At 37.3% G+C, this 6,055-nt stretch carries 6 protein-coding genes and 1 other annotated feature; of the genes, 5 read left to right on the top strand and 1 reads right to left on the bottom strand.

The window, feature by feature from the left end; genetic code table 11:
• The first annotated feature begins 212 nt into the window (after positions 1-212).
• The 3 genes from CYJ57_RS05315 to serS all read left to right on the top strand — a co-directional run bounded on the left by CYJ57_RS05315 (position 213) and on the right by serS (position 3,029).
• Positions 213-833, top strand: a complete 621-nt coding sequence (locus tag CYJ57_RS05315; protein WP_101954362.1) for a 50S ribosomal protein L25 — start codon at positions 213-215, stop codon at positions 831-833.
• 75 nt (positions 834-908) lie between these two features.
• Positions 909-1,436 carry a tRNA (uridine(34)/cytosine(34)/5-carboxymethylaminomethyluridine(34)-2'-O)-methyltransferase TrmL gene (gene trmL / locus CYJ57_RS05310; protein WP_040443010.1) on the top strand — a complete coding sequence of 176 codons (528 nt, stop codon included), beginning with the start codon at positions 909-911 and terminating at the stop codon, positions 1,434-1,436.
• Positions 1,437-1,473: 37 nt separating this feature from the next.
• Positions 1,474-1,684, top strand: a binding site (T-box leader).
• Between the two features lie 43 nt (positions 1,685-1,727).
• Positions 1,728-3,029 carry a serine--tRNA ligase gene (gene serS / locus CYJ57_RS05305; RefSeq protein ID WP_101954361.1) on the top strand — a complete coding sequence of 434 codons (1,302 nt, stop codon included), beginning with the start codon at positions 1,728-1,730 and terminating at the stop codon, positions 3,027-3,029.
• 79 nt (positions 3,030-3,108) lie between these two features.
• Here serS and CYJ57_RS05300 read toward each other — a convergent pair whose 3' ends face one another.
• Positions 3,109-3,948 (bottom strand): undecaprenyl-diphosphate phosphatase, encoded by an 840-nt coding sequence (locus CYJ57_RS05300; RefSeq protein WP_006701039.1) that lies wholly within the window; start codon positions 3,946-3,948, stop codon positions 3,109-3,111.
• A 198-nt stretch (positions 3,949-4,146) separates the two neighbouring features.
• Between CYJ57_RS05300 and CYJ57_RS05295 the strand changes: the two genes are divergently transcribed.
• The gene (locus CYJ57_RS05295; protein WP_101954360.1) at positions 4,147-5,313 is read left to right on the top strand and encodes an AI-2E family transporter; all 1,167 of its coding nucleotides are present in this window, start codon (positions 4,147-4,149) and stop codon (positions 5,311-5,313) included.
• 18 nt (positions 5,314-5,331) lie between these two features.
• Positions 5,332-6,018 carry a DUF554 domain-containing protein gene (locus CYJ57_RS05290; protein ID WP_006701041.1) on the top strand — a complete coding sequence of 229 codons (687 nt, stop codon included), beginning with the start codon at positions 5,332-5,334 and terminating at the stop codon, positions 6,016-6,018.
• The last annotated feature ends 37 nt before the right edge of the window (positions 6,019-6,055 follow it).

Here is a 6,055-nt window from a genome sequence, read left to right as displayed (position 1 = left end):
TTTTCTTCTCCTAGGGGAAGAAGTAAAGAGATTTTAAGTTCATCGAATCATGTAACAGAAAGTGTTGCATTTAACTTTACAACTCAAGTTTTGAATAAAAAGTCGCTTTTTTGTTGGTTTCTGCTAGATTTCTCTGTGAAACTTTGGTAATATGGAGTATGTGCGAAAATACTTGGCATTGAAATGCAAAATATGAAGTAAGGAGTAAAGATATGAGTTTAAAAGCAGAATTAAGAACTCAAACAGGTACAGGCGCAGCACGTAAAGCGCGTCGCGAAGGAATGATCCCTGTTTCGTTATATGGAAAAGATACTGAAGCTGTATCACTATTAATTAATCGTCGTGAATTTGAAGCGTTACTTAAAGCTGAAGGGACGAACGCGGTATTCGATGTTGAATACGATGGTAAGACCCAAAAAGTAATTTTACATGATTATGAACGCGCTGCTTTAAAAGACGAAGTATACAGTGTTGACTTGAACGCTATTTCAGCAGATCAAAAATTACAAGTTGAAGTACCTCTTCACGCAGTGAATGTTGATACTGTTAAAGTTGGTATTGTAGAAGTTGTTATTAACGACATCTTAGTTGAAACGAAACCAGATTCAATTCCATCTCATTTTGAAATCGATGTAGAAGGAATGGAAATTGGTGATACGAAGACGGTTGCGGACCTTGATAAACATGCAGGCGTTGAAGTATTATTAGATCCAGAAGAAGTGGTTATTACTGTATCTGCTCCAACTGAAGAAGCAGAACCAGTTGAAGATGACGAAGAAGCTCCAGAACCAGAAGTTATTGGTGAAGAAGCTGCAGCATCTGAAGAAGAATAATCATTATTATCACATTCTTTTACCAACAAGTTTTATTACTTGTTGGTTTTGTTATTTAGGAGGTTACTAAGCTTGATTAAGAACCATATTGTCTTATTTGAACCGGTGATGCCAGCTAATACAGGAAATATTGCTAGAACATGTGCTGCAACAAATAGCGCCTTGCATTTAATTCATCCGTTAGGATTTTCTACCGAGGACCGGATGTTAAAGCGAGCGGGATTGGATTACTGGGATAAAGTTGAAATCTATGAACACGATAATTTAGCAACTTTTATGAAAGATATTCAACCGGAACAACTTTTCTTAATTACTAAATTTGCCCACCATATCTATAGTGAAGCCAATTTAGCTGATGAAACTTATCCCGACCAATATTTTATTTTTGGGAAAGAAACTACCGGATTACCGATTGAGTTTATGGAGGCGCATGAAGAAAAAACATTGCGTATTCCGATGAATGACGAACATGTTCGCTCGTTAAATCTTTCAAATACGGCAAATATTATCTTATTCGAAGCCTTAAGACAACAAAATTGGGCGAATCTTGAAACATATCATCAATATCGAGATACTGAAAAGGCTCAACAGCTAAAATGGTAAATTAAGCTTGACTCACTCATAAGATTAAATTATAATGAGAAACAAAGAGAGATGACTAGTAATTATAGTGCAAACTTCAGCGAGATGATGGTAGGTGTGAATCATCGTTAGCCTATAATGAATCCACATCTTATTCTGCCTATGAAAATCATCAAGTAGTGCCGGTCCCATCCGTTATTGGTTAAGTGCAAGATTTATGATGAATCTTGAATTAGGGTGGTACCGCGACTGAACCTTTCGTCCCTTTCCAGGATGGAAGGTTCTTTTTATTATACAAAAGGAGGAAGTATTATGCTGGATCGTAAATTTTTGAGAAATAATTATGAAGTTGCAAGTCAGTTATTAAAAACGAGAGGTGTTGCTGGCGAAACGCTGGAAGAATATCGTCAATTAGATGTAGAACGTCGTGAATTATTAGTTCAAGTGGAAGAACTAAAACAATCACGAAATACCGCAAGTCAAGAAATTGCAGCTCTAAAACGTGAAAAACAAGATGCTACAGAAAGAATTGAACAAATGCAAGCCTTAGGTCAACAAATCGGCCAACTTGAACATCAATTATCCGAAGTAGAAGGTAAATTAGAACATATTGAACATCGATTTCCAAATGTACCGCATGAATCAACTCCTGTGGGAGAAGATGAAGACGATAATGTTGAGATTCGTCGTTGGGGTGAATTGCCACAATTTGACTTTGAACCGCTCAATCATTGGGATATTGCTGAGAAATTAGGGATATTAGACTTCGAACGTGGTGGTAAGGTGGCAGGATCTCGTTTTGTTTATTATGTAGGTTTAGGGGCTCGTTTAGAGCGTGCCATCTACAACTTTATGCTCGATAAACACACAACCCAAAATGGTTATCAAGAAGTGATTCCACCTTATATCGTCAATGAGCAGGCAATGTTTGGGACGGGACAATTTCCTAAATTTACTGAAGATGTCTTTCAATTAAATGACCACCGTGGCTTTACTTTAATTCCAACTGCGGAAGTGCCTCTAACCAATTACTATTCAAATGAAATTATTCCTGAGGATGCTTTACCGATTAGATTAACAGCGCTATCTCCTTCATTCCGTTCAGAAGCAGGAAGTGCGGGGCGCGATACACGAGGGCTTATCCGTATGCATCAATTCAACAAAGTGGAATTAGTGAAGTTGACCCACCCAAGTCAATCTTACCAAGAGTTGGAACTGATGACGCAAAATGCGGAAGAAATTCTACAAGACTTAGGCATTCCTTATCGTACGATTGTGTTATGTACTGAGGATATGGGCTTCTCTGCTGCGAAGACTTATGATATTGAAGCTTGGATTCCAGGACAAGATCGATATCGCGAGATTAGCTCATGTTCTAACTGTGAAGACTTCCAAGCTCGCCGAGCTAAAATTCGTTTCCGTAATGAGGACAAAAAGGTGGACTACGTCCATACTCTCAATGGTTCTGGACTCGCAGTAGGGCGAACAGTTGTGGCCGTTTTAGAAAATTACCAACAAGCAGATGGCTCAGTGAAAATTCCAGACGTTTTAGTCCCATATATGGGCGGAATCACTGAAATTACGGCAGATAACGCACGTTCAATTTACCGTTAACCGAACCGAGACTATACTAAAATAGCCCTATCTATTTGGCTTTATGCCAACTTAGATAGGGCCTTCGTAATGAAAAAATTTATTTGAAGAACATTTGGTAAGCAATCAAAATAATTCCTAAAACGATTCGATAGATACCGAAAGATTTGAAGTCATTGTGTTTAATGTAGTTGAGTAAAAATTTAATGGAAATAATTGAAATTACAAATGCGACAAGCAACCCTACTGCTAAATAAATGACTTCAGAAAGGGTGAGAGCAATACTCAATTTCAAGAATTTATAGGCAGTTGCCCCAAACATAGCAGGAATACTTAGAAAGAATGAGAATTCTGTGGCTAAACTACGGGAAGTGCCTTCTAACAGTCCACCGATAATCGTTGAGCCAGAGCGTGAAGTTCCTGGAATAATGGATAAAGCTTGATAGATTCCAATTTTGAAAGCTCTAGAAAAACTTAGTTCATTAAAATATCGGATTTGTCGTTGATGCCGGCCTGTTTGGCGGTTCTCAATAAGAATAAAGATAATTCCATAAGCAATTAGCGCAATCGCAACAACGAAAATATTATAGAAATATTCATCCATATAGTCATTCAACGCGACACCTAAAATCGCTACCGGGATACTTGCAAAAGCAACCTTGAACCATAGCATCCAAGTATTTTTTTGTTGGGCAGGCGTTTTCCTTAAGCTAAAGGGATTTAATTTGCTAAAGTATAAAATAACGACCGCTAGGATAGACCCTAGTTGTACTGCAACAAAAAAGAATTCAACGAATTCTGGACGCAGATTAAGTGTTAAGAAATCTTCTAAAATAATCATGTGCCCTGTACTACTAATCGGCAGCCATTCAGTAATGCCTTGAACGACGCTTAAAATAATTATTTTTAATAATTCAACGAGATCAATTAATTGTTCCATTGGGTGAGCCTCATTTCACAAATAAGTTGGTACTATCTTATCATTTTTTATGGCATTAATGAAGTATTCAAAGCAGATACTAAATGGTTAAGGTACTCTCATTAAAATGTAACCGTATTCTTATTGGTTATTGGTGCAAGTCACTGTATTCTTAATATAAGTGAATATGTTACACTGGAGATAGATAGGAGGGGTAAAGTGAAAAATATAGACTCAACGCCAGAACGTAAAAAGTCGGAACGAGAACGTCTTGGGATGCCGGTAAGCTTTATTAATTCAAGAGCTTTAACGACGTTAACTACGATCTTATTAATTTTATTAATTATCCTCGTATTTACTCAGGTAGCATATGTGTTTCAGCCGATTTGGCTATTTATTCGGTTTGTTTCTTTTCCGATTATTGGTTCAGGTATTTTATATTATTTATTCTCGCCAATTGTTGAACGCGTTTCAGAGATGGGCGTTTCACGTCATATTCCAATTATTGGGATTTTTATTTTGTTAATCTTGTTAATTGTCTGGGGAATTTTCTCGCTATATCCCGTCTTAGCCAAGCAGGCAGAAGCATTTCTAGCGAATATGCCAGAATATAATACTCGACTCAATGAAATGTTAGGTGATTTACCATTTAACGTTGAAAAGGCACTCAGTCAAGAGCCTTTGAGTCGTTTTGTCAGTCGCATTAATTGGAATAATATTACCAACAATTTGCAAAACTTAATTACATCGACTTTCGGTGGATTATCGACCTTTATCGGTTCGGTCACCCAAATTGCGGTCGGTCTGGTGACCATTCCGGTGATATTGTATTACTTATTGTTGGAAGGTGAGAAGTTGCCGTACAATATTTTAAGGCTTGTTCCGCCAAGAATTGAACCCTATGTCGAACGGGTATTGCTTCAAGCAAACTATTATATATCTCAATTTGTTCGAAGTATTATTACTTTAGCAGTCTTAGTTGGAATTTTCTTTTGGATTAGCTACAAAATCATTGGTTTGGACTATGCATTGTCGCTGGCATTTTTATCGGGCTTATTAAATTTAGTCCCTTATATCGGATCGATTGTTTCAGTCATACCGGCTTTGATTATTGCGATTTTAACGTCACCTATGATGTTTGTTAAAGTGATTATTGTATTGATGATTGAGCAGTTGGTTGAAAGCCGTTTGCTGCAACCATTTATAATTGGCGGCAGTTTAAGTATTCATCCTTTAACAATATTGTTCCTTATTTTAGGAGCGGGACGTGTGTTTGGTGTAACAGGGGTTCTTTTAGTTGTACCAATTTATGCGGTCGTTAAAGTCATAGTAAAAGAAATTTATTACGCTTTTCGTCGGTATTCTAAGCTATATCCAGATAATTAGTAAAGGTAGAGGTGGAATATGGGAGTATTAGTAAACTTTATATTGATTGTTGTTCCAGGCACGCTTGGCCTATTGATTCATTCGGGTATTCCAGTCAATCTGAATGAACGATTGATGGAAGCGATTGGGATTGCTGTTTTTGGTATTGCCATTGCTGGAATCATTCAAAATGAAAATCAATTGGTGATGATTTTATCTTTAGTGATTGGGACGTTCATCGGTGAAATGATTGATATCGATAAACATATTCGAAAAGGTGTTAATGTCGTCAGTCGTAAATTTGTTCGTGGTGGAGGAGAAGGAGCGGATAAATTTTCAACGGGCTTTGTGAGCGCCACAATGATTTTCTGTATAGGTTCTTTAGCCATCCTTGGACCGTTAGAAAGTGGTTTAACAGGAAGTAATACGACTCTATACTTAAAGAGTATTTTCGATTCGGTCACCTCGATTCTATTAGCATCTTCACTTGGCATTGGGGTCGTCTTTGCGGCCATCCCTGTTGTAGTAATTGAAAGTGCGATTATTCTATTATCCCGTGTAGTAGCTCCATATTTGCCACCTGTTGTGATTACTGAAATTGTGGCCGTCGGCTCGATCTTATTATTTGGAATGGGATTAAACTTACTTAATATTACTAAGCTAAAGGTGATGAACTTCACGCCTGCAATGATTATGCCGGTTATTTTAGTGCCACTATTAGGTTAATCATGGAAATTAAAGCTGTTTACATTTTTCACAAAGT

This window comes from Falseniella ignava (assembly GCF_002847645.1).
GTDB lineage: Bacteria > Bacillota > Bacilli > Lactobacillales > Aerococcaceae > Falseniella > Falseniella ignava.
This window is presented reverse-complemented; position numbering and strand designations above follow the sequence as displayed.

What these genes read in the sequence shown, in the direction of transcription:
- CYJ57_RS05315 (WP_101954362.1), top strand. Translation starts at nt 213, where the DNA reads ATGAGTTTAAAAGCAGAATTAAGAACTCAAACAGGTACAGGCGCAGCA.
- serS (WP_101954361.1), top strand. Translation starts at nt 1,728, where the DNA reads ATGCTGGATCGTAAATTTTTGAGAAATAATTATGAAGTTGCAAGTCAG.
- CYJ57_RS05300 (WP_006701039.1), bottom strand. Translation starts at nt 3,948, where the DNA reads ATGGAACAATTAATTGATCTCGTTGAATTATTAAAAATAATTATTTTA.
- CYJ57_RS05290 (WP_006701041.1), top strand. Translation starts at nt 5,332, where the DNA reads ATGGGAGTATTAGTAAACTTTATATTGATTGTTGTTCCAGGCACGCTT.